Consider the following 26827-nt stretch of genomic DNA (forward strand, 5'->3'; position numbering starts at 1 on the left):
GATCTCACGGCGGTGGCGGACGAGGAGGCAGTACAGTTCGTGGACTTCGCTGCGGGTCTCATCTGCGGGCGGCGTGGTGACATGGAGCGTCTGAGTCCCAAGGTCTTCCTGCTGATGCCCTCGGTACTGGCCAAGCCGGGCACCATAACGGGCGTCGTCAAAAGGTTGCAGCCACGCGACTACAGCGAAGCGCTGTATGTGGGGCACTACTTTCGCGAGGGCATTCCGGTCGTAATGGATCTCACGGCGGTGGCGGACGACGAGGCAAAGCAGTTCGTGGACTTCGCTGCGGGTCTCATCTGCGGGCGGCGTGGCGACATGGAGCGCCTGAGTCCCAAGGTCTTCCTACTGCTTCCCTCGGGGCTGGCCAAGTCGAATGCAGCCGCGATGAAGGTCGAAGCGACCGCATCGGAATTGTCCTGATCCTGGGCTGGTGAGGGTGTGGGCCGCACGAAGACGATCGCAATCAGTGCCCCCATCATGATCCTCGTCGCCCCTACGAGGGGTCACAGTCAAGCACGCATTCTCGGCTGCCATGGCATTCCGGTGGGCCGGGGCTGAGGAACGAAGCTCTGGACCTCCGATCGCCCCCGAGCACGTACAGCGACCGGCCACGACGTGGTGATCGTAGGACTGCATCTGTGCGGCGGCGTGGCATCACGGTCGGCGTGTTCGTGTGGGTGCGGTGTGGGGTGAGTACGGCGGGCGGCCCGCAGTCCCGCCACCGGCCGAGACTGGCGCCTCTGCCGCCCGCCGTCCGGGCGTGCGGCGTGGGCGCCGGTCCCGGCCGGCGGCGCCCCGGGCCGTAGCCGCACTGCGCACCCGCCGCAACCGATGCACTCACCGACCCGAGCAACGCACCGCCGCCTCCTGATCATTAGGACCGTTGGCCCCATCATTGGCAGTTGGTCGGGTCTTGTCCCTCGCGGTCAAACTCCTCCTGGGAGATCACCGTGTCTATCGAGATGAACTCTGTGTCGACCCCGTTGACTGGGGTCTTCAGGGGAGTCTCCTTCACGCCCTGAACAAGAACTTGGCCCGGCTTGAGTCTTGCCACGCTCTCGGCCGTGAAGCTGACCCAGGAGGTGTTGACCCTGCTGTTGCCTCTCCCCTTGCCGCCGAATGCGTTATAGGTGATCCCCGGCTTTAGGACAAGCGGTTTCGGTTCCGCTGTCCAACCGTCGGCCGGGGCGTCAAGGCGTACCGATGCACTCTGTCCGTCCAGGCCTGGCGCACTGAACTCCGCATCCTCGACCGAGTGAGTGGATGCGGTGATACTCGGAAGATTCGAATGATCGCCCAAGGCGTCGGCCCCCAATACACCGGAATACGGTTCGTCGTGGGAAACGATCACATTCTCTGGTGTGGCGCCATCGCACCACGCCAAAACAATGATCGGATGGCCTGCCGTATCGACGCTGACCCCGGTCGACCCGGCTATGGGCGGCGTGCAGGCCGTGGCGCCCATGATGACTACGACTGCCAGTGTGATCTTCAGCCATCGCCCCATAGTTCGTAGGGTAAGAAGCATCGGCTTTACCCCATAGGTCCGTGATCTTATCGGCGCCCGACTGTTACAGCTCGCGTTGATATCTGCGAACGCCAGGTGCGCCCCACGCGCTTCCCCGAACCTGCCGCCGTGATCTAGGCAGCTCCTAAGTTGACAACCTACGCTCGTCCCCCGCAGCCCTGACGATCTCCGTACATGGCCGGGGGCGATCGACGGTCCGGAGCTTCGTTCCTCAGCCCCGGCCCACCGAGCACCCGAGCGACGGAAGGCGCAAGCGTTCCCTTATCCATCGCATGCCCGTTGCGTGCCCGTCAGGACAGCGATCAAAGGGGACTCGCGGGGAATCACGAGCAGTCAAAACCCTCCCCCGCAGGTCAGCGTTTCCCAGCTCAGCACCCAACCTCGCTAGAGACTTTCCAAGCTGATGGCGCAGGTTCGATTCCCTTCACCCGCCCAAGAGTGAAGGTCCAGGTCAGGGACACGTTTCCGACTCGAGCGTCTGTGTTCGATCAGGACCGCGCGGTTGAGGTCACCGTGGACCATTCCGATGACTCCCTGGTGGTTGTGGTGAAGGTCCAGACCGAGACAGCGCGCTGATCCCTCGTGCCGCCGGAGCATCAGGCCGGACGGTTCTACACGGAGATCGACACTACTGAATGAGGCCCGTCCATCAGTTCTTCGCCCAGGCATACGCCGCTCTCCATCTCGATCACAGCCAGGCATGCCGCGATGATGTCCACCTGCGCCTCCGTCTCCTCGCTGTCGTAGCCACTTACGAGGAGCTCGGTGTAGGGGCTCAGGGGACCGAAACGATCTGTCCAGGGCGTGAAGGGTATGTATCCCGGCTCGGGATGTTCGAGGTACCCCTCAGCCTCTCCATAGCGGGCGTACATGATGGTGTTGCCTTCGATGTCGAAGCACAGATACCAGTGCCGGAATCCATCGCCGGCGAGCCGATCGGTAATCTCCTGGCGCTCGACCGGGTACCAGTCCAGGGTGACCACGCCGCTGCCGACCTGGTAGAGGGAAAGGCGATTACTGTCGTGCGGCTCCCCGAGACCTCGAACCGCGGCGGGGGCGGCTCCGAGACGACGCATGGCATCCTCGATCGTGAGGACGCCGGAGTCGGGGATCGTCACTGTGTACGCGAAGGTGTCGAGACAGAGGCGTTCCAGCATCTCGTCGTAACGGGCGATGATCTCATCGAACACGGGACGATCAGCCTTTCTGGGCAGGCCGGAGGCTCCCGGTATCAAGAACGGGCCTGCGATTCTAAGGGATCATTCTCGGAGCCGTCCGTGCCAGCTGCGTGCCAGATTGAATGGCGATCACCGGGGACTGGTGGATACTCGCGGTCACCTGGCCTGCCCTGCTGCACCCCTGTTCGTCCAGCTCAGAGAGGCAGATCCGTAGCCATTCCTAAGCCAGTGCCTTGGTCGTACAGCTACGAGTACAGCCAAAAGGACGAACGACGGCGGAACTCGGCGGACGTCTACGGACACCGCGACCGCAGGCCAGAGCCTCTGACCTTTGGTCGAACCGACTTCTGTGATCCGCAGGTTCAGGGGTCGAGCTTGGCGGAGGAGTACGCAAGGCGATCTCGGACCAGTCGCTGGCGTTCCGCTGGAAGGCGGTGAGCATTCATCGCCGTCTGTAGAAGATCAGAATCGAATCCGTGGATGCCCATGTGGTCGAGGAGGGGTTCATAGCGATCAGGTCGATCCCGTAGGACCTCCGTGGCCAACCGGAGCTCCAGGCGGACCACCGGGACGCGATGAGAGCCGCACGTGACCACGGCGTAGTGCCGCCATGGGCCAGGGCCGACGCATTCCATCCCGTCCGAGTCGACTTGCCGCTCGACGGTGCTGATCTCTATCTTCACTCCGTTGATCTCGTACCTGGCGAAGTACTGCATAGCCTCCGAGATCCAGGATGCCGGGTAAAGGCAAGGGAACGTTGAGAGGGCGGTGGCAAACGTGTCCATATCCTCTCGTCGGGCCATCAGGACGTCGATGTCTCCGGCCGGGAGATGGACACCCTGCAGGAGAGCAGCACTGGTGCCGCCCACCCGATAATCGAGGTCGGCGTCTGCGGCTCTCAGGGCCGTAAGTGCCGTGTCCAACGTGGTCGTGACGTCCGTCAGTTGCAGGGATGGTCCGCCGTCGCCCATGGGGTCAGAGTATCGATCACGGTGTGGGACCAGAAGTCCTGCGGACTCAAGCGGAAGCCCCTTTTGGGAGCCACCCGCGTGTACGGTGACGGGCTGCTGCGGACGGCATTGAACGGTGGAGTCGCCGCTGTACGAGGCGGCGAACGGCTGTGAACGCCGGTGAAGACCGTTTGTGGACCTTGTGAACAGAAGGTCGGAGGAGCCCGCCCAGTTGCAGCTCCAGTTGCAATCCAGCGCTGTTCAATGCCTTTCCAAGGTGGGTGGGCCGGATGCGTCGGTCCACCTGGAACCGATCGGGACGGGCAGGACCAAAGCTGCTGATGCGGTTTGGTGCGTATGACGCTCCGCGCAGATGAACGCCCTCACGATCGCCAGTCTGTGGCCGGCCACAGTGGGCGGCTGGGGCGATCGAAGATCCGGGGCTCCGTTCCTCAGCCCGGCCCACCGAACGCCGCGGCTGACGTGCCCGTTGCGTGTCCGATGGGATGGGCCGTTGCGTGCCCGATGGGCAGGGGAAGCAGGGGGAATGCGGGGAGCCAGGGGGAATGCGAGCTACGTGCTGAGCTGCGTCTTTGCAAGTTGAGCAAGATCGGCATGCGTCTTTGCGATCAGCGGGAGCCGTTAGGGGCGGGGTCGTCCGGCGGTGATGTTCGCCGCAATGAGCAGCCCGGCAGGGATGACTGCGAGAAGGAAACCGCTCGGTCCGATCAGGCTGACGGCCAGCGCTGCCCAGGCGAGGATCACCCAGCCGACGTACCCGGGAACGCGTTGTCCCTGCCGCCCTGCCCGCGCCACCAGTAGCCCCAGCAGCACCAGCACCACGACGAATCCACCGGGCAGCGCCCAGAACGTTGCCACCGAGTCGCTGTCCGCGGCACGGTTGCGGAGGTCCCCGGCGAGCCAGCTGGACCAGGGGGCTAGGCGGGCGAACACGGCGGTGTGCGCCACGGCGATCAGGATCATGGTTCGGCCGGCCCAGATGGTGAGCCGACTCGGGGGCGCGGACAATGCGGATGCGTGGGCCGCGTGTGTGGAGCTCATGGTTGCCAGCTTCTCTGGGTCGCGGTCCGGTGCCCTCACCCGCAGGGGGGATGCCGCTCCCTCGTTCCGGGGAGTGGCACAGGTGCGGCGCCTACGGTCGCAGCCGTGGTCGACCGACCCCGAACGGCAATGTAGATCGTTCGGGGACCTGCGGATCAGAAGGTGCTGATCATGGAGGCGTTAGTCCGTGGCTGAGCTCTCACCAGGAACAATCGAGTTGTGAGATCCCGGGATCCCCTCTTCTGGGGCCCGTATCGGCGCCTTTCTGGCTGAGCTTCGACTGCTGTCCGCCGAGGAGGGGAGCCGTACAACATCCATACCTCCCGGGGATTGCTCCGGCCCATGTGGGGCCTCGGCCGCCGCACGCCTGAGGGAGAACCCTCTGCTCAGCGTCGCCGGCCTTCTGTTCTTATGAAGATCAAGGTGACGGCCCGCCGCCCGCCGCCGTCCGGGCATGCGGCCTGGGGCCGGTCCCGAACGGCGGCGGGACTCAGGCGAACGGCGGCGGGAGTCAGGGCCGCGCGCCGTACACAGCATCCGCCGTACACAGCATCCGCCGTACCAAGCCGCATCCGCCGGACCAGGGACGCGCCGCCGCCGCACAGGTGCCACACGCCGACCGCCATGCTGTGGCCGGCCATCACACGGGGTGGGGCGATCGGCGGTCCGGGACTCCGTTCCTCGGCCCCGGTCCGCAGGGAAGTTCCTCGGCCCCGGCCCGCGGGGGAATCGGGTCACTGTCCTGCCTGCCGCTGATGTCCTGCAGTACATCGGGAAGGTGCCGGGCGTGGCCAGAGATCAGGACAAGGTGTCCTTGATCACGATCTGGCCGTCTTCGATGACGAACTTCTGGTTGGTGTTGCTGGGGTCGCACTGCCACAGATACACCTGGGTGCCGTTGCCGCGGCCGTTGGTGGCGTCCAGGCACAGGCGGTTGCCTGAGTAGAGGGTGGACCTGAGGATGATCAGGCCTCTCTGGACGACCCAGAGCTGGTTGGCGTTACCCAGGCACTGCCACTGGTAGACCCGGGTGCCGTTGGCCCGGCCGTTGGAGGAGTCCAGACACATCACCTGGCTCTTGCCGATGGTGTCCTCCACCTTGATGAGGCCGCCCTCGATGACGAACTTCTGGTTGGCGTTGTTGCTGTCGCACTGCCATTGGTACATCAGGGTGCCGTTGCCGCGATTGTTGCTGACGTCGACGCACATTGGGGTCCCGACCAGGGGGGTACGGTCGGCGGACCGGTGCGCAGCGGCCACGGCGGGCAGGGTGGTGAGTGTGCCCACCGCAGCGGAGATGACGGCGACGGCTAGCAGACGGCGAGCAAGCATGGTGCCTCCCAAGAGAGTTGATCAAGACTCAAGCACCATGTCATGACTGACAGTCATTGATCAATTACTCTCCGCACATGTCCTCCGCGTGGCGGAATGGGACACCAGTCAGGGAGGCGGAGCTGTGACGGCTGTCGGGTCTGGACTGGACGATTCCGCGGCCAGGTGGCTTCAACTCCAGCGTCTACGCCTTGGCGGATTCGGTCCGTACCCGTCGGACGGCCATCGCGCCGTTCGGTACAAGGGCTCCGGGGCGTGTCCCGATCGCCTGTTCAGGTGCGCCCCAGGCGGGACGGGAAAGATCGGCATACGGCTTTGCGGGCAGGATGTCAGGGACTCGAATTTTCCGGGGCCGTCCCACGCCGGAGTGGCGCACACCGGTCTCCGTTAATCCTGGAACGCTTCATTCGGCGCCAGCGGGACAGAAATGGCTCAATGGTGTCAACCGGACGCCTTTACGCCCCGTCTCTCCTGTGCCCCGTCTGTCGCAACAGGAGTCGTTTTGCGCATCCCCTTGATTCTCTCGGGCGCCGCCCTGGTCGGCGGCCTGATCCTGTTCTGCCAACCGGTGCATGCCGTCGTCTCCGGGCTGCGGCAGAGTGCGGTCGTCGGCACCGACATCGTCGATTACCGATGCACCACAACCGGCGTGGCCGAGAAACAAGACATCAAGGTCAAGGTCGAGCTGACGGTGCCGGCCGACGCTACGACGGGCCAGCCGATGACCATCGGCTGGCGCGGAACCTACGTCGACGACACCACCGCGCTGAGGGCGCCCACCGCGGGACTGGCCGACGGCACCAAGCTGTACGCGTACGCGTCCATCAGCGGGCTCGCCGGGTTGACCTCCGCCACCGGAGTGGGCGAGCTCGCCACCCTCGGCGTGGGCCGGGTCGTTCCCCTGCCGACGACCGTGGTCCCGCTGAAGACCGAATCCTCCGACGCGGGCACCGCGACGGTGAAGCCGGCCGCCATCAACTTCGGGACCGGGCCCAAGGGGCCGTCGATCCAGTGCGAGGTGCAGAACAGCGCGGCCCTGACGACCTACCCCCTCACCGTCGCCTCCGCGGACGGCCGGCCAACCGATGCCGTACAGGTGACCCCGGACCCACAGGCGACCCATGCCGTCACGGCGACTGCGGATGATCAGTCATCCGATTCCGTACCGGTGACCTCGAGCCCGGAGCCGGCCCAAGGGGAGGAAAACGGCAGGATATTCAAGACGCCGACAGGGGGAGCCGCGACCGGAGGCGGCGGTGAGTCCGGCCCCGACGGGCGAGCGCTCGTGTCGACCGGTCTCCTCATCACTCTCGCTGCCGCTGTCGGACTCCTGCTACGCCGTCGCACCCTTCAGGGGGTGATCGCCCAGTTCCCAGGCGATGACCACTCAGCTCCCAGGGGATGACCGCTCAGCGTCCGCCTGTGGCCGACCGCCACGTCCGCGGCCTGGAAAGGCGTGGGAGGAGGGTGTGGAAAGGCGTGGGAGGAGGGCGGGAGAGGAGGGTGCTGAGCCGGGTGCCGTCCTCTGCCCGACCGGGTCGAGAGAGCTCTCGGCGAGTCATCCGCACAAGCGGTGGAGTGGTGCGGGCGAGCCAGGGCCGGCTCAACCCGGTCGGACAGCCCGAGCAGGTCAGTGGCAGCGGAGGTCCAAGCCCGCGCCGGTGCCGTCGTTCAGTTCCACGATCACCGTCCGGCTGCTGTAGGCCGCGCGCTTCGACGGTCGCCGGGTCCACACCGTGACGTTCGGCCGGCCGGTCTCGACACCCGCGATGTCCGCCCGGTCGTAGTAGTCCGTGAGCTCGTCGACGGACAACTCCGTACTCAGCATGAACCGGGCGCGGTAGTCGCAGTGGTTGCCGTTGCCGCGCAGCGCGATGGAGCCCTCCGCGTCATTGCCCGCCCAATACGTCTTCGGTGGTAAGGGGTAGCTCTCGAACCTTTTGATCAAACTGTCGAGCTTCGCATCGTTGGCCCACATGGGGACCTTGACGAGAAGGAACAGCCCGATCACCGGCAGGAGCGCCACCGCCAGACAGCCTCCCTTCGCGCCGCGCCAGAAAGACCGCCTGGTGGGCGGTGCTTCCAGCGGTGCTTCCATGGGAGCAGCGGGAGCGTTCTGCACGGCACCATCCGACGTCGGCCTATGTCACGTGTCACAGGATAGACATTCTTCGGTCCGTGGAGCTTCCCCGGCGAGGCCGCCTCCATCACCGTTCCAGGCAGCAGGGATCCCATCACACATGCTCAGGGCGTCTCGTCCTTGATCGTATTTCTCGGCGGATCGGAGAGTACGGACGACACATCCCGAATAGGGTCCAGAGGTGAACCTTGTCCGCGTGGCTCTCGTCATGATTGCCGTGATGGTTCTCACCGGATGCGACCCCGCGGAAGACCGGACCACACGTCTGGATCATGTCGCCGGCGCTTCCTGCCCGAAGGGCCCACAGCCCGATCTGTCCCTGCCACGCCAGACGCTTCCCGATGACTTTGTGCCGGTCCAGGTCATCCGCTGCCGCTGGGAGTCCCGCTACCTGCCCGGCAAGGGCCGCTGGGCGGTCGTGATCGAGGAACATGCCGATGGTCCGGCGGCCGACGAGCTGACGGCCGAGCTGCGTCGCCCGTCCGAGAGATCGATATTCGGCCAGAACTGCCTGACGGTGGAGTTCCTGGTCGACTACTTCGTCGTGGTGGACGCGTCGGGCAGGGCGGTGCTGCCGGACCTGCCGACCGCTGTGTGCGGGGGGCCGTTCCGTTCCGCCTTGGACGTCATTGGCCGTCTGCCGTACCGGGTCGAGAAAGCGACGCCCGTCCGGAGGATCGAGAGCGAAAAGACCTTCCGGGCCGGTTGCGGCGACAAGTACATGGACGTGATCCTCACCGTCTCCCGGCTGCGGACGGATCCGCCTCAACCGCGGCAGGCGCGGCAGATGTGGAATCCCGCGCCGAAGGGACTGCGCGTGTGCGTCTACCGCACCGTGGACAAGGTCAGAGGCACGATCGAGGGAAGGTTCGAATCCATGCGCATCCTCAAGGGCCGCAGCCTGCGCACCCTGCTCGCCGCTCTGGACAGCGCGCCGGCCACCGACTGCCCGAGCGACCACACCCGGTTCGCGGTGCTGGACACCGGCTCCAGAGAGGCGTACGCCGAGCTTGACGGCTGCCGCAACCTCGTGCGTCCCGACGGGTCCTTCGGCCGCCTCACTCCAGACGCCGTGGCGCTCCTCGCCGGTTGACCCCACTCACCGGTTGACCCCACCCGCCGGATGCGCCAGTGGTCCCGCCGGACGCGCCGGTGGTCTCAGCCCGGCGCGTCAGAAGTCCTAAGCTGTCCGATCATGCACTCCCTCCTGTCCGGCGCCGGCCCCCGGCGATCTCTCCGGCGTCTGGCTGTCCTCACGCGATGGGCCCTCCTGGTGGCCGTGTGCCTTGCCGTCCTGCCGTCCGGAGTGGCGCAGGCCGCTCCGCCCAAGAACCCGTTGCTGAAGATCGGCAGGCTGGCGGCCACATCGTGTCCGGAGCCGCCGCTCATCGACGGAGGCATGCCTCGGACGCGCGAGTATCTGACGGCGTCCATGAAATGCCTAAACGGACTGTGGTCCGCTCACTTCGCCCGCGCCGGGCTGAGGTTCCGCGAGCCCACGGTCCGCTTCTACGAAGAACCCGCCCAGCGCGTGTGCGGAGTGCGCTGGCCCGCCAACGCGGCGGCCTTCTACTGCACGGAACGGGCCACGCTGGTGTTCCCGCTCACCGGTAGCTGGATCGAGGGCCGGACCGATCTGTATCCCCTCAAGGTGGCGGCCCATGAATACGGCCACCACCTGCAGAGCCTCACCGGCATCAGGGACGACTACGAGGCCCGCGCCCGCTCCGACCGGGCCCACCGGGCCGAGCTCGGCCGCCGCTACGAGCTCCAGGCGGACTGCCTGTCCGGCGTGTTCCTGGGCAGCGTGCGGCGGTCTCTGCCACGTACCGAGCAGGACTGGGAGGCGCTGTCCGGTGCGCTCCGCGCCAGCGGTGACATCGGCGACTACCGCACCCACGGCACCGGCGCCAACCGGGTCCGCTGGTTCGATCGCGGCTACCGCGCGGTCTCCCCGGCCGCCTGCGACACATGGGCCGCCACGCCGTCCATGGTGTCCTGACCCGCTCCGCCGGGGCGGCCCGCACCGGCAGCGAGCCGGCGCCGCGCCCACCGGCAGCATGCCGCTCGCCTGGCTGATCCCACGGCTCACGAGCAAGGGAGCGCCCCGTGCGAGACATCACGGTGTTCAGCGGTATGGGGGAGGCCGTACGGACAACTCCGAGGAGGGCGCCTTCACCGGTTGGAGGAGGGCGCCCTCACCGGCTGAGCGCGTTCCACAGCGTGGTGAACTCCTCCGCCGTCAGCCGGTTCAGGCCGAAGTCGTCCGGATAGATCGGGCCTTCGGCCAGGAAGCCGTGCTCGTCCTCGATGTGACTCCACGAATACCGGCGGGCGAGGCCGTCCGATCCCAGCTCGGCATGCCTGACGGGCCAATACTCCCCGCCGTCGTCTATGACGGTCTCGAACAGCCACACATGGCCGTCGTCGTCCACCCCGTGCCAGTACCAGTGGGGCCGGTCACTCTCGTCGAGCGCCCGGATCGTCTCCTTGCGCCGGTCTTGCAGCATTGTGCTCCTCGATGTCAATCAAATGGCGATCAGGGACGCATACTCTGCCCCTGTTATGTTGCGTGTTCTCGGTCCGCTCCAGGCGGAGATCAACGGTCGTGCGGTGGATCTGGGCACCTCCCGGCAGCGGGCCGTGGTGGCCAGGCTGGTCGCCGCGGGCGGACATGTGGTCTCCACCGATCGTTTCATCGATGACCTGTGGCGGGGGCAGCCCCCGCCCAAGGCGCTGGCCGCCCTCCAGGTGTACGTGTCCAACCTGCGGCGGGCGCTCGAACCCGACCGGCCGCCCCGGACGCCCGCCACCGTGCTGGTCAGCGCCGCTCCGGGCTACCGCCTCCGGCTGGAGCCCGGCAAGGTGGACGCCTGGGTGTTCCCCGGTCTGGTCGACTCCGCCACGGCGGCGCTCGCCTCGGGCGACGGGACGCGGGCGCTCGACCTGGCCGACCGGGCGCTCGCGCTGTGGCAGGGCCCGGCCTACGCGGAGTTCGCCGACGACGAGTGGGCGGAGCCGGAGACGGCGCGCCTGGAGGAGCTGCGGCTGGTCGCCGTGGAGTGCCGGGCGGAGGCCCGGCTGGTGCTCGGACGCAACGCGGAGATCGAGCTTGAGCAGCACGTCCGCGCACACCCGCTCAGGGAGAACGCTGTGCGTCTGCTCGCCCTGGCCTACTACCGGGCCGGGCGGCAGGCGGACGCGCTGGCCGCGATCAGGAAGGCCCGCGAGACCCTGGCCGGTGAGCTCGGGGTGGACCCCGGGCCGGCGCTGCGCGGGCTGGAGGCGGACATCCTGGCCCACGCGGGCTCCCTGCGCCGGGAAGCGCCGGTGGTCTCCGGCTCCTCGGTCCGGGAAGCGCCGGTGCTCTCCGGTCCCCTGGCCGCCGCCCGGGTCCCCGGGCGGGCCGCGACCCCGGTGCCCGGGGGGATCACCGGGCAGGCCACGGCGACTGGGCCGACGCCGGCCGTACGTCAAGGGCCGGCGCGGGCCGTGCCGCGGGGCCCCCAGAAGGGCGACGGGCGGGTCCTAACCTGGACGACGTCCGAGGAAGGCGGGCTGATCGGCCGTACGGCGGAGCTGGCCGCGCTCCATGCCGTCGCCGGGGCGGCGGGGCTGCGCACGGTGTGGCTGGGCGGGGACGCGGGAGCCGGCAAGAGCACGCTGGCCGGGGCGTTCGCGGAGAGCCTGGCGGGCCAGGGATGGCTGACCGCCGCGGGCCGGTGCCCGGAGACGGACGGCGGCGCGCCGCCCGCGTGGGCGTGGAGCGAGGTCCTGCGCGGGCTGGCCGCCGAGCGGCCGCCGGCCGACGACGTGGCGGTACGGCTGGCGCCCCTGCTGGCCGACGACACCCCGGCCACCGGGCGGTTCCTGCTGGCCAGAGCGGTGGAGGACTACCTGGCGCAGGTCGCCGGGGCCGATACGCGCCTGCTGGTCGTGCTGGAGGACGTGCACCGCGCCGACGAGGAGACGCTGCGGCTGCTACGCCATCTGGCGGTACGGCTCGCGGCGGCGGAGATCATGATCGTTGCCACCTACCGTCCCGCCGAGGCCGCCGACCATCTCGGCGCGACCTGGGCGGCCCTCACCGGGCGGCACACCCACCGCCTCGACCTGCACGGGCTCAGCGACGACGGGGTGGCCCAGCTGCTGCGGGAGCGCTCGGGGCGGGAGGTCGACCCGGTGACCGCGCGCACCGTGGCGGAGCGGACCGGCGGCAACCCGCTCTTCGTGTGCGAGACCGCGCGGCTGATCGCCACCGACGGGACCCCGGCGGCCCGGGCGCTGCCGCCCGGCGTGCGCGACCTGATCCGGCGCAGGGTCGCCCGGCTGCCCGCCACGGCCCGGACCACGCTGAGGGACGCGGCGATCGTCGGCCGGGACGTCGACGTGGACGTGCTGCTCGCGATGGACGGCGCCGACGAGGACGCGGTGCTGGACGGACTGGAGGCGGGCGTGCTGACCGGGCTGCTGACCGAGCCCGCGCCGGGCCGGGTCCGCTTCGCCCACGTGCTCGTGCGGGAGACCCTCTACGAGGACACTCCCGGCATCCGCCGTACCCGGCTGCACGGCCGGGTCCTCGGCGCGCTGGAGCGCCTCAGGCCCGGGGACGTCTCAGCCCTGGGACACCACGCGCTCGCGGCGGCCACCACGAGCACCGCGGGACGGGCGGTGCCGTACGCGGTGGCGGCGGCGGAGCGGGCGGCGGCCCTGCACGCCTACCGGGAGGCGGCGGGCCTCTATCAGGGAGCGCTCGATCTCGTGGCCGACGACCACCGCCGGTTCGACCTGCTCTGCCGACTGGTGGGCGTGCAGGCTCACGAGGGCAACGTGATGGCCGCCAGGGAGAACCGGGAGCGGGCGATCGCGGTGGCGCGGCGGCTCGGGACGGGGCTCATCCGCGCGCTGACCGCCTACGAGGCCCCGGTGACCTGGTCGATCCAGCCGGACCGCCGGATCGACGAGGCGTTCGTCGCGGCGGTCCGGGAGGCGCTGACGGGGGACACGGGGGGCGAGGACGGCGACGAGGCCCGTTGCCGGCTGCTGGCCACGCTCACCTTCGAGCTGGAGGGGCACGACGACGAGGTGTGCGAGTCGTCCAGCGCCGAGGCGCTGCGACTGGCCCGGAGGCTGGGCCGTACCGAACTGGTCTGCCTCGCGCTCAACGCCCGCTACTTCGTCCTGCTGACGCCGCACCGGCGTGACGAGCTGGAGGCGGTGGGCCGGGAGCTGGTGGAACTGGGCGAGCGTGCCGGGCTGCCCGGCTACCGGATGCAGGGCCACCACGCCCTCTACATGGTGAGCCTCGGCCGCAACGACCTCCCCGCCGCGCGCCATCACGCGGACCGGGCCCTGGAGCACTCCACCAGCGGCCAGCTCGGCCTGGCACTGAGCGTGCTGTCGATGCTGGACACGCTGGTCCTGCTGATCAGGGGCGAGTTCGAGCGGGCGGAGCGTTCCTATTCGACGGTGGCCGAGCGGATGGCCGCCACCGGGGGCGCCAACGCCACCGGCATCGGCATGGTGGGCCGGTTCCTGTCCCGGCTGGTGGGCGGCCTGCCGCAGGACATCCCGGAGATGATGGCCATGTACGGGTTCATCCCGGATGACGTCTCCGAACTGCTGGTCCGGGCTCTGATCGCCGAGGGCAGGCACGAGGAGGCCCGGACGTTCTGGGAGCCCGGCTGGGCGGCGCGGAAGGACTACTACTGGCTGATACGGATGGCGCTGCGCGCGGAGAACGCGGTCGCCCTGGGCGACCGCGAGGTGAGCGAGCGGTGCTACCGGGAGCTCCTGCCGTGGGACGGCGAGCTGGCCGGTCTCTCCTCCGGGTCGGTCACCATCGGGCCCGTCGCGCACGTTCTGGGAGATCTCGCCGAGTCGCTCGGCCGGGACGGGTCGGCCCACTACGCGGCGGCGGAGCGCGTCGCCGAGCAGGCCGGCTCCTCGCACTGGGCCCGCAGGGCGGCCCAGGCCCGCGCCGCGGCCGCTGCCGCACTCGGGGACCGGTGCCCGGAGCCCGGACGATAGCCCGGCCCCGTCGGGAGCGGCTGGGCACCGGCCGTGACCAGCCGGCGTCCCACCCCCGATGTCCGGCGCTCAGTCTCCGGTGTCCCACGCCCGATGTCCGGTGTCCGGTGTCCGGTGTCCGGAGCTCAGTGGCTAGTCTCCGGCGTCCCACGCCTGTTGCCCCTGCTGCCTGCTGCCTGGCGCCCGGTGCGCGCCCGCCGTACGGTGCCCTGGACCGGGCCGGGGCGCGGCTCAGACCTCGGCGAGAGGGCCGAAGACGAGCAGTTGGCGGCGCCGGTGGCCGCCGCGCAGCAGGGAGAGCAGCACCGTCAGCACGGGGCCGGCCAGCCTGCGGAGCCTGGCGAGCTCCGCCGGCCTGGCGTACTGCTCGATCCTCGGCAGGTCGACCCTGATGTTCCCGCCCTTGCGGACGGCGTCCTCGACCCGCTTCCAGTCGGCCACGGACACGTACTTCGTGATGATCGGGAAGAGCAGCCGCTCCTCTTCCTCGATGTGCTCGTCGAGCATGTCGGCGAGCCGGGTGAGCGAGACGGCGAGCGCGCGGGCGTCCCCGCCGGAGGCGAACGCGGTCACCTGGCCGTTGATCTCGGCCAGCAGGGGGTCCAGCTCGGAGTGGTCGTCGCTCAGGTCGCGCAGGTCCACCTCGGCGCCGGCGGCCCGCTCGATGACGGGCCAGAGCACCTGGTCCTCCATCGTGTGGTGATGGTGGATGCCATGGCACAGCGCCGTGACGAATCCGGCGATGGCGGCGGCGCGGGCCCGGGTGGCGGACTGCCGGCCATCGGCCAGATCCGTGGCCAGCCGGGCCAGCCGGCGGACGTCGCCGCGCATGGCTCGGTGGGTGATCTGGAAGCCCAGCAGTTCGGGGGTCTTGGGGGCCATCGCGGGTGTCTCCTCGGTCGGTACGGCTTGCTGCCCGGCCATGGTGTGACGGCCCGCTTATGACTTACTTGGTGATTTCTTATCGGATGACCGGGTCTGCCGGACAGCGGTCCCGCGCCGCCCGCTCTCACCGCATGTCCCAAGCGCGCCACGGAAAGTATTCGGAGCCGCCTGCCCGCAGGTTCGGCGGCCTCCGCCGTACGATTCGGAGGGCGGCCCGGCGGATGATCGTCACCCCGCTGGCCGGAAGGTCCTCCCCCCGCCCTGCCGACGCGCAGGGACAAGTGCACAGGAAGCGCAGACACAGCGCAGACACAGCGCAGATACGGGGGGAAGGCATGCGCAGCAGCGCCATCGCCGCAGTGGTCGCCGTGCTCGGGACGGTCGTCGCGACCGCGGGATCCGGGGCGGCCGTCGCCGGGACCGGGCCCAGGGGCCCTGAGCCGGTCTACGTGTTCAACCTCCACGGGGCCGAGGAGGGGCGGGCCGACCAGCGGCCGACGGACCTGGTCCTCTCCGAGAACAGCTCCATCAGCGAGGTCACCTGGAGCAAGTGGGGGCCGCAGGCGGCGCTCGGCACCGGCAAGCTGACCGGGACCTGGTGCCTGCCGGACTGCGAGACCGAGCCGTACACCGCGACGGTCCTGCTGGGCAGCGTGCAGCGGATGAAGGGGAAGAGATACTTCGCCCACTTCGGCGTCTCCGGCGACTTCCCCGAGCCCGAGGACCACATCGGCGCGCTGATCGGGGAACTGCCCACGCCTGAGCAGGCGGGCCGGACCAAGCAGGCCGACCGGACCGAGCGGACCGACCAGGCCGAGCAGGCCGGCCGGGCGGAGCAGGGGGGCCGGGCCGAGCAATCCCGTCGGGCGGAGCAGGGCAGCCGGGCCGAGCAATCCCGTCGGGCGGAGCACTCCCGTCGGGCCGAGCAGGCCGGTCGGGCGGAGCACTCCGGCCGCGCTGAGCAGGGCGGTTGGGCCGAGCGCGGTCCCCGGCGGCGCTGACGAGTGAGCGGTGCGATCCCGGGGCCGCGATTGATTTCGCATCGCGCTCCCGGGGCGTGTATGGTTACACCTGTCCGCAGCGCGAGAGCGAAGCAGACAGGCCCCTTTAGCTCAGTCGGCAGAGCGTCTCCATGGTAAGGAGAAGGTCTACGGTTCGATTCCGTAAAGGGGCTCAACAGCCTAAAAGCCCTAACCATCCGGTTAGGGCTTTCGGCTTGGGTGGACCTGAGGGCCACCCGGACAACACTCAAGGCTCCCGGCGAGCAGACGGGCATACTGGGGAAACTCAGGAGCGATGGCCCTGACCTGCACAAGTACGCAGGCACTCTGCGCGTCGGGTATCCTTGCGGGGGTCGGTCGATTTCGCCGGCCCAAGGCGGAGTAGCTCAGCCAGGCAGAGCAAACGGCTCATAATCGTTGTGTCGCCGGTTCAAGTCCGGCCTCCGCTACTACCCTCCCGGGTCCCCTCACAAGGGGAGCTGGGCTGGGTTGTCCTAGTCCCGAACGTAGAAAGGCACTCCCAAGTGGCTGCCACCGACGTTAGGCCGAAGATCACGCTGGCCTGCCAGGAGTGCAAGCACCGCAACTACATCACGCGGAAGAACCGGCGCAACGACCCGGATCGGCTTGAGCTGAAGAAGTACTGCCCCAACTGCAAGACGCACAGGGCGCACCGCGAGACCCGCTAAGTCTCTGCGAAGCCTCCCGGTCCTCGACGGGAGATGGCTACTTCAGTAGCACTCATACTCAACGCAGACCGGCGTCCTCCTCCTGGAGGGCGCCGGTCTGTCGTATCTGCACAGCTTTTCCGCATGGGTGTTGACCGCGCTCGACAGCCGGTGCCGGGCGGGGCCGGGCTAGGGTTTCCTGATGGCCGACCCGGGGAATACGCTCCGGAATCTTGTTCTGTTAATGTCGGCCTCACCAGCTCGGTATCCGCAAAGGAGCACGATGGCTCTGAACCGTGATTTCGTCGGGCGGGCGTCCGCGCCTTCCGCGCCCTACGAGGTCAGCCGCGTGAAGATCAAAGAGTTCGCGACGGCGATCGGCGACAACAACCCGGTCTACCGGGACAGGGAGGCCGCCCAGGCCGCCGGACACCCGGACGTGATCGCGCCGCCCACCTTCCCCATCGTGTTCAGCCTGAGCGGCGGGTCGGTCCTGGCGGACCCCGAGCTCGGCCTGAACTTCGCCATGGTCGTCCACGGCGAGCAGCGCTTCGAATACCAGCGGCCGATCCACGCCGGTGACGAGCTCGTCACCGTCTCCACGGTGACCGACATCCGCAGCGTCGGCCGCAACGAGCTCGTCACCGTCAGGAGCGATGTCACCACCGTCGACGGCGAGCCCGTGTGCACGGCCTACAACACCATCGTCGAGCGTGGAGGGGCGGCCTGAGATGGCAGCGACTGTCAAATACGACGAGGTCGAGACGGGCCAGCAGATCCCGCCCGTCGACTACCCGGTCCGCCGCGCCAACCTGGTGATGTACGCCGGAGCCTCCGGCGACTTCAACCCCATCCACTGGAACGAGCGCTTCGCCAAGACCGTCGGCCTGCCCGACGTCATCGCGCACGGCATGTTCACCATGGCCCAGGGCGGAAGGTTCGTCACCGACTGGGCCGGCGACCCGGGCGCGGTCGTCGACTACGGCGTGCGCTTCTCCTCCATGGTGGTCGTCCCGGACGACGAGCAGGGCGCGGTGATCACGGTGAGCGGCGTCATCGAGGAGAAGCTGGAGGACAAGCGCGTGGTGGTCGCGCTGACCGCCAGGTCCGGCGACTCCCGGGTGCTCTCCAAGGCCCGCGCGGTGGTCCAGCTCGGCTGACCGTCCTGGCCACGGGGGCCGAGTAGCCGTCGTGACCACGGAGGTCATCTACAGCCGGCCGTCCTGGCCGCAGGGGTGAAGTACAGCCGGCCGCCCCGACCGCGGAGGTCGAGTACGGCTGGTCCGGCTCCCGGGCCGGGGGGCTGATTCTTCCCCCGGTCCGTGGGTAGCGTCCGGAGATGAGCGAAGTACCACCTCACGTGACGGGGCTCGCCGAGCAGCGGGCCAGGGCGCGGGCCGGCGGCGACCACGCCGGGGCCGACGCGCTCCGCGACAAGATCGAAGCCGAGGGCTGGCTCGTCCGTGACACCGCGGACGGTTTCGAACTGGTCCCCCGACCCCCCTTCGAGGTGTGGCCGACGGTGAGCTCCGTCCCCGAGACGGGGGCGGGCGGCCGGTGGTCCGGACGGGCCGGTCCCGCCGGCTCCGAGCCCGCCGGCCGGGACAGCGCCTCCATGGACGCCGGCCGGGTCGCCGAGGCCGCGGCCCCGGAGGCCAGGCCCGAGCGGCTCGACGACCTGAACGCCGAGCGGGTCGCCGCGGCGGAGGCGGCTCCGGAGCAGAAGCCCGAGGGTTCCGAGCTCGTCGGCCGCGCCGACGAGCACCGGGGTCACCCCGAGTGGGACGACCATGAGGGCCACCCCGAGCGGATGGTCTCCTCCCAACTGCTGTGGGACGGGAGCCTGTCGGTGTCGCGCCTCGACGAGTCGATCACTCCCGCCGAGCACGCGGAGCCCGCCGCGCCGCCCACCGTGACCGTCGGCCTCCTGGTCGACGGCTGGCCCGATGACCTGCGCGAGTGCGTCCGTGCCCTGGTGGCCCGCACCGAGGCCAGGATCATCGGTCTCGACCTGGGCGACGTCGACGGCGCCGGCGCCGTCCTGCACGAGCTGGCCCAGGAGTTCCCCCGCCGGGTCGAGGCCTGGCACGTGGCCGAGGCCCCGCACTGGAGGGGAGGCACGGCCGGGTGGGGCGAGAGCCGTACCAAGCTGCTCAAGCTCGACACCTCCGACGTGCACGTCGTGATGGAGACCTCCACGATCCTGGACGGCGACGCGATCACTCCGCTGGTCCGGACGCTGACCGACGACGTGGCCGCGGCGGGCTGGAAGGGCGTGAACCCCGGGGCCGACGGTCACCACTGGCATGACGCGGAGCCCGGCGAGGTCCGCGGGCTGCTCGGCCACCTGTTCGCGGTCAGGCGCGACGCCGCGCTCGCGGCCGGCGGCTTCCCCGCGGGGGCCCGCTACTACCGCAACGCCGACCTGGAGTTCTCCCTCACGCTTCCCGGCACCCTCGTCGCCCTCGACAAGGACCTGCCGGTCCACCAGGAACGGCACCGCGGCTACCACGACGTCGACCCCGACTACCGCGACAGGGAGTCCCGCCGGACCTACGACCGCGTGCTGAGGCTGCTCCGCGACACCTAGCCGCTCCGTGCCACGTAGGCTGGTCGCGGATTTCGGCCGGGTGGTGGGGAAGCGCATGACTGAGCGGGTTGCAGGGGTACGGCTGGCGCCGTACACGACGTTGGGGCTGGGCGGACCGGCCAGGGCGTTCGTGGCGGCGGGGTCGGCGGAGGAGATCGTCGAGCTGGTGGCCGGGGCGGACCGGGCGGGTGAGCCGGTGCTCGTGCTCGGCGGCGGCAGCAACCTGGTCGTGTCGGACGAGGGGTTCGACGGGCTGGTCGTGCGTGTCGGGTCGCGGGGGATCGAGGTCGACGGGGACCGCTTCACCGTGCAGGCGGGAGAAGACTGGGACGGGCTGGTCGCCCGCGCGGTGGCGGAGGGGCGGTCGGGGATCGAGTGCCTGTCCGGCATCCCGGGGCTGGTCGGCTCCACGCCGATCCAGAATGTCGGGGCCTACGGGCAGGACGTCTCGCAGACGATCACCGGGGTGCGGGTTTACGACCGCAAGGACGGCGAGGTGCGCGACCTGACCGCCGGTGAGTGCGGGTTCGCCTACCGGCACAGCGTGTTCAAGGAGGAGCCCGGGCGGCACGTCGTCCTGGCGGTCACCTACGAGCTGGCCGGGGGAGAGCTGTCCGGCCCGGTCGCCTACAAGGAGCTGGCCGGCAGGCTGGGCGTCGCCCTCGGTGAGCGGGTGCCGCCGGCGGAGGCCCGCGCGGCGGTGCTGGAGCTGCGCCGGGGCAAGGGGATGGTGCTCGACGCCGACGACCCCGACAGCCGGAGCGCGGGCTCCTTCTTCACCAACCCCGTCCTCACCGCCGCGGAGGCGGCCGAGCTGGAGCTGCGCGCCCCCGGACACCCCCGGTGGGACATGCCGGACGGCGCGGTCAAGGTCCCGGCGGCCTGGCTGATCGAGAACGCCGGGTTCCCCAAGGGCTACCGTCGCGGCCCGGCGCGCATCTCCACCAAGCACACCCTCGCCATGACGAATCCAGAGATGTCGGCGACGACCGCCGACCTCCTCGACCTGGCCCGCGAGGTCCGGGACGGGGTGCGGGAGAAGTTCGGCGTCACCCTCGTCAACGAGCCCGTGATGGTCGGCACCCACCTCTGACCGGGCCGGGGAGCGGGAAGGGGCCGTTCCGGGGAATGCGCGGGCGGCCGCGCCTGTTAGGGTCAGATGGAAACACCCGAAGGGGAGTAGTCCCAATCGCGTGATCGACATACTGGCGCCCCGGGCGCCCGGTCGCGCGGGCCTGGCATCCGAGCTGATCCAGGCGGACGAGACCTTCGGCCTGGCAGGCATACACCGATGCTGCCGGGCCGAAGCGTGCCCGTCTCCCGGGTGCCCCTTCCGGCCCGGCCGCGCGCGCGGAAGGGCAATCCCGTTGGAAGCGTTCTGGATCAGTCTCGCGGTGATCTTCGTCGCCGAGCTGGGCGACAAGAGTCAGCTCATGGCGATGACGTTCGCGACCCGGTTCAAGCCGTGGCCGGTCCTGGCCGGCATCACCCTGGCCACCGCGGTCGTCCACCTGGTCAGCGTCGGCCTGGGCCGGCTGGCCGGTGACCTGATCCCCACCACGGCCATCACGATCATCGCGGGCATCGCGTTCCTCGGCTTCGCCGTGTGGACCCTGCGCGGGGACGAGCTGACCGACGAGGAGTCGCAGAAGGCGCAGCGCACCACCCGGTCGGCGATCATCGCCGTGACCGTCGCCTTCTTCCTCGCCGAGCTCGGCGACAAGACCATGCTCGCCACCATCACGCTGGCCACTCAGCACGGCTGGTTCGGCACCTGGCTCGGCTCGACGGTCGGCATGGTCGCCGCCGACGCGCTGGCCATCGCGGTCGGCCGGATGCTCGGCAAGCACCTGCCCGAGAAGATCATCCGGTACGGCGCCGCCGCCGCCTTCGCGATCTTCGGAGTCGTCCTGCTGGTCGAGCCGCTGCTGGCCTGACGAGGATCCCCGCCCCCGCGCGCCGGGACCTGATCGGGCCTGCCCGGCCGCACCGTGTGAACTCCCGCGAGCAGGAGAAGGTCCTGCGCGCGGGAGTTCGGCCATCCGCCGCCAGGCGATCATGTAGGTTTCGGCGACGATGTCGGCCGCCTCCTCCGGAGAGGCGCATCGCCTCATGGCGTAGCCCGAGAATCTGGTCGTAGGTATCTCGGTACACGTCCTCGAAGCGGACCCTGAGTTCTTCATCCACGCGTCATCCTCATCAGTGCTCCCTGGATCGTTCCGGGGTTCGACCCCTACATGTCCACGGGTGTCGCGAGGATTTCAGGTCCAGCTCAGCCGCGTCGGCGACGGGCGGAGCGCCGGATCCGGCGTGGTTCCCGGCGGTCGGCCGGGCCGCTCACCCCGCGTGTCCACCGTCGGCCGGCGCGCCGGCTCCGAACGAGGTGAGCAGGTGCCGCAGGGCGGCGGTGAGCGGCCTGTCGCGGATGGCGAGCGAGGTGACGACGGCCGGTCCGTCCAGCGGCCGGAAGGTCACGTGGTGCGCGAGCGGCAGCCCTGAGACCTCGTAGAAGACCGTCCAGGAGGGCGGACCCGTCCCGATCTCGGCCAGAGTCTCCTGCAGGCTGGTGAACGGCGGCCCCGGGGGCGGGTCGATCCCGGCCGCGCGGCAGGCACCGGTGATCAGATCGTGGAAGGGCGGGTTCCTCTCCCGGGGGGCCAGCCGCAGCGGCAGGTGCGCGAGCTGCTCCAGGCGGAGCAGGGGCTCGTCCGCCAGCGGGTGGGCGGCGGGCAGGGCGACGTACAGCGGGTCGCTCCAGACGCGGATCAGCCGCAGGCCGGGGGCCGAGGTCAGGGCGCGTACGAGCGCGGCGTCCAGCCCGCCGGAGCGCACGGCGGCCAGCCGGTCGGCCAGCGGGGCGTTCCTGAGCCGGACCTGCAGGCCGGGGGCGATGGCGGCCAGCTCGGCCAGGGTGCGGTAGAGCCGGTCCCCCGGGCCGTGCACCGCGCCCAGCCGCAGGATGCCGTCGGCGCCCGCCACGATCTCGGCCGCGACCTGCCGGGTGTGGTCCGCCGCGGCGAGCACGGCCCTGGCCTCGGGCAGCAGGCGCTCCCCGGCGGAGGAGAGCTGGACGTGCCGGGTGGAGCGGTCGAAGAGCGGCAGCCCGAGCTCGCGCTCCAGCCTGCGGATCTGCTGGCTCACCGCGGACTGCACGATGTTCAGGCGCTCGGCGGCCCGGCTGAATCCTCCCTCCTCCGCGACGGCGAGGAAGTACTCCAGCTGCCGGAGCTCCACGACTCCTCCATTCATCACGATCGGTGATTTCTGCAGGTGACAACTGCTTCTGGTCCGTGAGGTGTTCCCACGCTCGAATGGGAGGCACGCATCTGGAAGGAGTGGGCATGTCATCGAACGACGCGGACACGGGCCGTGCCGTGATCGTCCGCGCGGAGAGCGCCGAGGTGGTGGAGCTGGCGGCGGGCAGCGCGTTCCGGCTGCTGGTCGACGCCAGTGACACCGGGGGCGCGCTCGGCGTCAACCGGCTCACGTTGGGCGTCGGCGCCGACGGAGCCGCCCCGCACCACCACGCGCTGTCCTCGGAGGCGTTCTACGTGCTCGACGGGGTCATGGAGTTCCTCCTCGGCGACCGGCTGGTCACGGTGGCCGGGGGCGACCTCGTGGTGGTGCCGCCGGGGATGCCGCACGCGTTCGGCGCCGCCCCCGATTCGGCCGCCGACGTGCTGGTGGTCATGACACCCGGTGTCGAGCGGTTCGGCTACTTCCGGCATCTGGGGCTCGTCGCCCGTGGGCAGGAGCCCCGCGACGGCCTGCCGGCCGTGCAGGCGCGCCACGACGTCCACCCCGTGAGCAGCGCGGCCTGGCAGGCCGCACGGACCCCCGTCACCCGATGAGAACGGACCCCCGTCACTCGATGAAAGAGGCGCCGTCGATGTCTTCCACCTCCGCCGTCGGGCAGCCGCCCGCCGTGGCCGCCGGTCCGGCCGCGATCGGGCCGTTCTCGACCGCGGTACGGCTCGGCGCCCTGTTCGGCCCCGCGGTGTTCGGCGTCACCGCGGCGGGTGTCGCGCTGCCCAGTGTCGCGACCGCGCTGCGCGCCGGACCCGCCGCGGTGGTCTGGGTCCTCACCGCGCACGCCCTCGCGCTCGGCGTCGGCACCGCGGTCTTCGGGCGGCTGGCCGACTCCTGGGGGGTGCGGGCCGCGCTCACCGCGGGCTCGCTGCTCCTGGCGGCCGGCGCCGTCTGCTGCCTGGTCGCCCCGGACCTGGGCGTGCTGATCGCCGGGCGACTGGTGCTCGCCGCCGGGTCGGGGGCGATGACCTCCGGCACCTTGGCCCTGCTCGCCGCCACCGATCCGGCCGTCCGGGCCAGGGTGCTGGCCACCTACGGGGGCGTCATGGCGCTGTTCGCGGCCGGCGCCACGCTGGTCGGCGGGGTGGTGACGGCCTGGCTGTCCTGGCGGATCACCCTGGTGCTGCCCGCGCTGTCGCTCCTGGCCGTGCCGTTCTGCCTGGCCCTGGCCGCCAGGCCGGGATCGCGCAGGCCGGTGGACGTGGCCGGCGCGGCTCTGCTCACCACCGCGGTCAGCTCACTGCTGCTGCTGATCCAGGCGCGGACGCTGAGCCTGCCGGGCGCGGTCGCGGCGGCGCTCACGGCCGTGCTGGTGCTGTCCTCGGTGGGCCTCGCATGGCGGGTCCGGCGCAGGCCGGACGGTTTCGTGCCGCGCCCGGTGGCCGGCGACTCCGGGTTCTGGACCGCGGCGGCCGTCGGCGTCGGCGTCTACGGCGGCCTGTTCGCCATGATGTACGCGGTGCCCCAGATCCTGGCCAGGTCCCACGGCTGGAGCGTGCTCGCGGTCGGCGCCGCGCTGCTGCCCGGCGCGGTGGTGGGCGCCGTGCTGTCCCGCGTGGCGGGCGGTCTCGGCGCCCGCACCGGCCGGCGGCTGCTGGCCGGCGCCACCGCCGTGACGGGCGCCATCGTGGCCGTGGCCGGGGTCGCGGGCGGCGGGGCCTGGCCCCTGGTCGCCGGCGCCTCGCTCGCCCTGGCCTCCTTCGCCCTCACCCAGGTGGTGCTCACTGGGGAGATGTCGGCCAGGCTGCCGCTGCCGCTGCGCGGCGCGGGCATGGGGCTGCTCAACCTCGCCTTCTTCGTCGGGGGCGGCGTCGGCTCCGCCGTGGCCGGCGCGCTGGCTCCGTCGATGGGACTGTCCCGCGTGCTCGTCGTGGTCGCGTGCTTCCCGCTGGCCGCCGCCGTGCTCGCGCTGACGCCGGTGCGCGCCCCGAAGGGAGAGCCGGAGCACTGACCGGCCGCTCCCCGCGCCGGCCGGACCCTTCGCCGGTCGGCGCCGGGGGACGCAGGCGGCCGCCTCGGCCGGCCGTACTCCCGCCGGCCGGTCAGGACAGGCGGCCCTGGACCTCCCGTACGCTGGGGTTGACCAGGGCCGAGCCGTCGGGCAGCACCACGGTCGGGATCAGCCAGGAGCCGCCGCCGAGTTCGGTGATGAGCTCGATCGCCCCCGGCGTCCGGTCGACGTCCACCTCGGTGAAGGGGATGTCCGCCCGGGTGAGCCCCTCCTTCAGCCGGTGGCAGTGACCGCACCAGGGGGCGCTGTAGACGGTGACGGAGGCCATGAATTCCCCATTCAACAGGTGGGTTTGACCGGAATGCTACCTAGCGAATACTCTCCTGTGCCAAGTGGATAGTAATGGTAGACGCAGCAGCTAGGTGACCTGGCTGGCCGCATGAAAGTGGGTCCCCCGTGGCCGATCTCCCCGACGTCGCCCTAACCCGGCGCTCCCTCCTGAGGTCCATCGCCATCGTCGGGGGCCTGGCGGCGGTCCCGGGCCTCGTGACGGCCTGCGGCTCGACCGGCCCGGCGGGTCAGGGGAGCCCGTCCGGAGGGGCGGCGGGCCCCCGCGACGTCCTGAGGGTCGCGCTGCCCTCCTCCATCAGCTCGCTGGACGCGAGCAAGGAGGCGGGCATCATGAACTACGTCGTCGCCCTCCTCTGCCAGGAGGCGCTCGTCGGGGTCGGCCAGGACGGCAGCCTCCAGCCGGCCCTCGCCGAGTCGTGGAGCCGTAAGGACCCGAAGACCTACGTCTACACGATCCGCGGTGGCGTGACCTTCGCGGACGGGACGCCGCTGGCCGCCGACGACGTCGTGGCCAGCCTCGACCTCCATGCCAAGAAGGGCTCCACCTCGGCCTTCGCCTACGCCTACGCCAACGTGGACAAGATCGAGGCCAGTGGGCCGGCCGAGGTCACGATCACGCTGAAGCAGCCCGACGCGTCCTTCGCCTGGACCCCGTCGCCGGGCACCCTGCTCGTGACGGGCCGGAAGTTCATCGAGGCCACCGGCCAGGACATCGGCACCCCCACCGGGAAGATCCTCGGGACCGGGCCGTACAAGGTGACCGAGTTCGCGCCCGACTCGCACGTGACGCTGGAGCGCAACGACGCCTGGTGGGGCGGCAAGGCGCCGTACCGCCAGATCAGGCTGGACTTCATCCCCGAGGAGTCCACCCGGCTGCTCGCCATGCGGGGCGGCTCGGTCGACGTCGCGCTGAACGTGCCCGCCGAGCAGATCGACCAGTGGAAGGCGGTGCCCGGCGTCGAGCTGAAGACGGCCAGCGACCGCTCCCTGGTCACGCTCGCCTTCAACACCGCCAAGAAGCCGTGGAACGACGTCCACGTCCGCCGGGCGGTCGCCCACGCGGTCGACCGGGAGGGCATCGTGCGCAGCGTCCTGCGCGGCCACGGCCAGGTCGCCGCCACCGTCCCCGACCCCGCCCAGTGGGGTGGTGTGCTCGGCGAGGCCGAGGTCAAGAGCCTGTACGAGAGCATCCCGCAGCACGGCTTCGACCTCGCCCAGGCACGTGCCGAGCTGGCCCGGTCGTCGGTCCCGGGCGGCTTCAGCGACGTGCTGACCTATCCCGGCAGCGGGCCGCAGCTCGGCAGGGCCGCGCTCACCCTCGCGCAGAACCTCAAGAGCATCGGGATCACCCTGGAGGTCAAGGAGGTCCCGCTGGAGCAGTGGATCGCCGAGCTCGGCAAGCACGCCTCCGGCATCTACCTGGGGTGGTACTTCGCGACGACGGGCGACCCGTCGGAATACGTCCAGCAGCTCCTCAACAGCGCCTACGCCGGCGAGAACGGCTCCAACATCGCCGAATACGACAACCCCGAGGTGACCGGCCTGCTCGACCGGGCCAAGGAGGCCGTCGAGGAGGCGGCCCGGGGCAAGCTCCTCGGCGAGGCGCTGGTCAAGGCCGCCGCCGACGTCCCCTACCAGCCACTGTGGTGGGGGGAGGCGGCGACCGCGTTCGGCCCGGGCGTCGGCACCGGGGAGTTCGGGCCCTACTTCTTCGTCGGCCCCTGGGCCGCCAAGCTCTCCGCCCGCTCATGACCGGGCCGGAGACACCGGCGGCGCCGGAGACGTACCAGGCGCCGCCGGGTGCGCAGGCGCCCTCGCGAGCGCAGGCACCGGGAGCACAGGTACCGGC

The 26827-nt window shown here is 70.3% G+C and carries 25 protein-coding genes and 2 tRNA genes; 17 read left to right on the plus strand and 10 right to left on the minus strand.

Features of this window, described 5'->3' with window-relative positions; translation table 11 throughout:
• Nucleotides 1–423, plus strand: a 423-nt coding sequence (gene sepF, locus ACWDS7_RS09380; RefSeq protein WP_451928851.1) for a cell division protein SepF, incomplete at its 5' end; no start/stop codon positions are given.
• Between the two features lie 472 nt (nucleotides 424–895).
• Here the strand turns inward: sepF and ACWDS7_RS09385 are convergent.
• The 5 genes from ACWDS7_RS09385 to ACWDS7_RS09405 all read right to left on the minus strand — a co-directional run bounded on the left by ACWDS7_RS09385 (nucleotide 896) and on the right by ACWDS7_RS09405 (nucleotide 6053).
• Entirely contained in the window at nucleotides 896–1510 is a 615-nt protein-coding gene (locus ACWDS7_RS09385) for a hypothetical protein (RefSeq protein ID WP_451928852.1), read from the minus strand.
• A 632-nt stretch (nucleotides 1511–2142) separates the two neighbouring features.
• On the minus strand, nucleotides 2143–2721 hold the full coding sequence (locus tag ACWDS7_RS09390) for a hypothetical protein (protein ID WP_451928853.1): 579 nt from the start codon (nucleotides 2719–2721) through the stop codon (nucleotides 2143–2145).
• A gap of 350 nt (nucleotides 2722–3071) precedes the next feature.
• On the minus strand, nucleotides 3072–3680 hold the full coding sequence (locus tag ACWDS7_RS09395) for a hypothetical protein (protein WP_451928854.1): 609 nt from the start codon (nucleotides 3678–3680) through the stop codon (nucleotides 3072–3074).
• Between the two features lie 621 nt (nucleotides 3681–4301).
• A complete protein-coding gene (locus ACWDS7_RS09400) occupies nucleotides 4302–4688 on the minus strand; it encodes a DUF6463 family protein (protein WP_451928887.1) in 387 nt (128 codons plus the stop codon).
• 831 nt (nucleotides 4689–5519) lie between these two features.
• A complete protein-coding gene (locus tag ACWDS7_RS09405; protein WP_451928855.1) occupies nucleotides 5520–6053 on the minus strand; it encodes an RICIN domain-containing protein in 534 nt (177 codons plus the stop codon).
• A gap of 502 nt (nucleotides 6054–6555) precedes the next feature.
• Here ACWDS7_RS09405 and ACWDS7_RS09410 point away from each other — a divergent pair.
• On the plus strand, nucleotides 6556–7458 hold the full coding sequence (locus ACWDS7_RS09410) for a hypothetical protein (RefSeq protein ID WP_451928856.1): 903 nt from the start codon (nucleotides 6556–6558) through the stop codon (nucleotides 7456–7458).
• Nucleotides 7459–7683: 225 nt separating this feature from the next.
• Here the strand turns inward: ACWDS7_RS09410 and ACWDS7_RS09415 are convergent, their stop codons facing one another.
• Nucleotides 7684–8151 (minus strand): hypothetical protein, encoded by a 468-nt coding sequence (locus tag ACWDS7_RS09415; protein WP_451928857.1) that lies wholly within the window; start codon nucleotides 8149–8151, stop codon nucleotides 7684–7686.
• Between the two features lie 391 nt (nucleotides 8152–8542).
• Between ACWDS7_RS09415 and ACWDS7_RS09420 the strand changes: the two genes are divergently transcribed.
• Nucleotides 8543–9286: a hypothetical protein gene (locus ACWDS7_RS09420; RefSeq protein ID WP_451928858.1), complete on the plus strand. Its 744-nt coding sequence runs from the start codon at nucleotides 8543–8545 to the stop codon at nucleotides 9284–9286.
• 339 nt (nucleotides 9287–9625) lie between these two features.
• Nucleotides 9626–10195, plus strand: coding sequence for a neutral zinc metallopeptidase (locus ACWDS7_RS09425; protein ID WP_451928859.1), 570 nt, complete (start codon nucleotides 9626–9628; stop codon nucleotides 10193–10195).
• Nucleotides 10196–10391: 196 nt separating this feature from the next.
• Here ACWDS7_RS09425 and ACWDS7_RS09430 read toward each other — a convergent pair whose 3' ends face one another.
• Entirely contained in the window at nucleotides 10392–10703 is a 312-nt protein-coding gene (locus tag ACWDS7_RS09430) for a hypothetical protein (protein WP_451928860.1), read from the minus strand.
• A gap of 55 nt (nucleotides 10704–10758) precedes the next feature.
• Between ACWDS7_RS09430 and ACWDS7_RS09435 the strand changes: the two genes are divergently transcribed.
• A complete protein-coding gene (locus ACWDS7_RS09435) occupies nucleotides 10759–14223 on the plus strand; it encodes a BTAD domain-containing putative transcriptional regulator (protein ID WP_451928861.1) in 3465 nt (1154 codons plus the stop codon).
• A 231-nt stretch (nucleotides 14224–14454) separates the two neighbouring features.
• On the opposite strand, the gene ACWDS7_RS09440 is transcribed toward ACWDS7_RS09435, so the two are convergent.
• Complete coding sequence (locus ACWDS7_RS09440) at nucleotides 14455–15147, minus strand: hemerythrin domain-containing protein (RefSeq protein ID WP_451928862.1); 693 nt, start codon at nucleotides 15145–15147, stop codon at nucleotides 14455–14457.
• 296 nt (nucleotides 15148–15443) lie between these two features.
• Between ACWDS7_RS09440 and ACWDS7_RS09445 the strand changes: the two genes are divergently transcribed.
• From ACWDS7_RS09445 to ACWDS7_RS09485, 9 genes are all read left to right on the plus strand, one after another.
• Complete coding sequence (locus tag ACWDS7_RS09445) at nucleotides 15444–16109, plus strand: hypothetical protein (RefSeq protein ID WP_451928863.1); 666 nt, start codon at nucleotides 15444–15446, stop codon at nucleotides 16107–16109.
• Between the two features lie 100 nt (nucleotides 16110–16209).
• A tRNA-Thr gene (locus ACWDS7_RS09450) sits at nucleotides 16210–16282 on the plus strand.
• Nucleotides 16283–16484: 202 nt separating this feature from the next.
• Nucleotides 16485–16558 (plus strand) — tRNA-Met (locus ACWDS7_RS09455).
• 75 nt (nucleotides 16559–16633) lie between these two features.
• On the plus strand, nucleotides 16634–16798 hold the full coding sequence (gene rpmG, locus ACWDS7_RS09460; RefSeq protein ID WP_036325591.1) for a 50S ribosomal protein L33: 165 nt from the start codon (nucleotides 16634–16636) through the stop codon (nucleotides 16796–16798).
• 262 nt (nucleotides 16799–17060) lie between these two features.
• Nucleotides 17061–17507 (plus strand): MaoC family dehydratase N-terminal domain-containing protein, encoded by a 447-nt coding sequence (locus ACWDS7_RS09465; RefSeq protein ID WP_306860142.1) that lies wholly within the window; start codon nucleotides 17061–17063, stop codon nucleotides 17505–17507.
• 1 nt (nucleotide 17508) lies between these two features.
• A complete protein-coding gene (locus ACWDS7_RS09470) occupies nucleotides 17509–17937 on the plus strand; it encodes a MaoC family dehydratase (protein ID WP_306860139.1) in 429 nt (142 codons plus the stop codon).
• 179 nt (nucleotides 17938–18116) lie between these two features.
• The gene (locus ACWDS7_RS09475) at nucleotides 18117–19367 is read left to right on the plus strand and encodes a hypothetical protein (RefSeq protein ID WP_451928864.1); all 1251 of its coding nucleotides are present in this window, start codon (nucleotides 18117–18119) and stop codon (nucleotides 19365–19367) included.
• Nucleotides 19368–19422: 55 nt separating this feature from the next.
• Entirely contained in the window at nucleotides 19423–20460 is a 1038-nt protein-coding gene (locus ACWDS7_RS09480; RefSeq protein WP_451928865.1) for a UDP-N-acetylmuramate dehydrogenase, read from the plus strand.
• Nucleotides 20461–20734: 274 nt separating this feature from the next.
• Nucleotides 20735–21304 carry a TMEM165/GDT1 family protein gene (locus tag ACWDS7_RS09485; RefSeq protein ID WP_306860133.1) on the plus strand — a complete coding sequence of 190 codons (570 nt, stop codon included), beginning with the start codon at nucleotides 20735–20737 and terminating at the stop codon, nucleotides 21302–21304.
• A gap of 400 nt (nucleotides 21305–21704) precedes the next feature.
• Here the strand turns inward: ACWDS7_RS09485 and ACWDS7_RS09490 are convergent, their stop codons facing one another.
• The gene (locus ACWDS7_RS09490; RefSeq protein ID WP_451928866.1) at nucleotides 21705–22601 is read right to left on the minus strand and encodes a LysR family transcriptional regulator; all 897 of its coding nucleotides are present in this window, start codon (nucleotides 22599–22601) and stop codon (nucleotides 21705–21707) included.
• Between the two features lie 107 nt (nucleotides 22602–22708).
• Here ACWDS7_RS09490 and ACWDS7_RS09495 point away from each other — a divergent pair, with 107 nt between their 5' ends.
• Both ACWDS7_RS09495 and ACWDS7_RS09500 read left to right on the plus strand, forming a co-directional pair.
• A complete protein-coding gene (locus tag ACWDS7_RS09495; protein ID WP_451928867.1) occupies nucleotides 22709–23218 on the plus strand; it encodes a cupin domain-containing protein in 510 nt (169 codons plus the stop codon).
• Nucleotides 23219–23256: 38 nt separating this feature from the next.
• Nucleotides 23257–24627: an MFS transporter gene (locus ACWDS7_RS09500; RefSeq protein ID WP_451928868.1), complete on the plus strand. Its 1371-nt coding sequence runs from the start codon at nucleotides 23257–23259 to the stop codon at nucleotides 24625–24627.
• A gap of 91 nt (nucleotides 24628–24718) precedes the next feature.
• Here ACWDS7_RS09500 and ACWDS7_RS09505 read toward each other — a convergent pair whose 3' ends face one another.
• Entirely contained in the window at nucleotides 24719–24955 is a 237-nt protein-coding gene (locus ACWDS7_RS09505) for a glutaredoxin domain-containing protein (RefSeq protein WP_451928869.1), read from the minus strand.
• Between the two features lie 128 nt (nucleotides 24956–25083).
• Between ACWDS7_RS09505 and ACWDS7_RS09510 the strand changes: the two genes are divergently transcribed.
• Complete coding sequence (locus tag ACWDS7_RS09510; RefSeq protein WP_451928870.1) at nucleotides 25084–26730, plus strand: ABC transporter substrate-binding protein; 1647 nt, start codon at nucleotides 25084–25086, stop codon at nucleotides 26728–26730.
• Nucleotides 26731–26827 lie beyond the last annotated feature (97 nt).

Source organism: Streptosporangium sp. NPDC003464, from assembly GCF_053588315.1.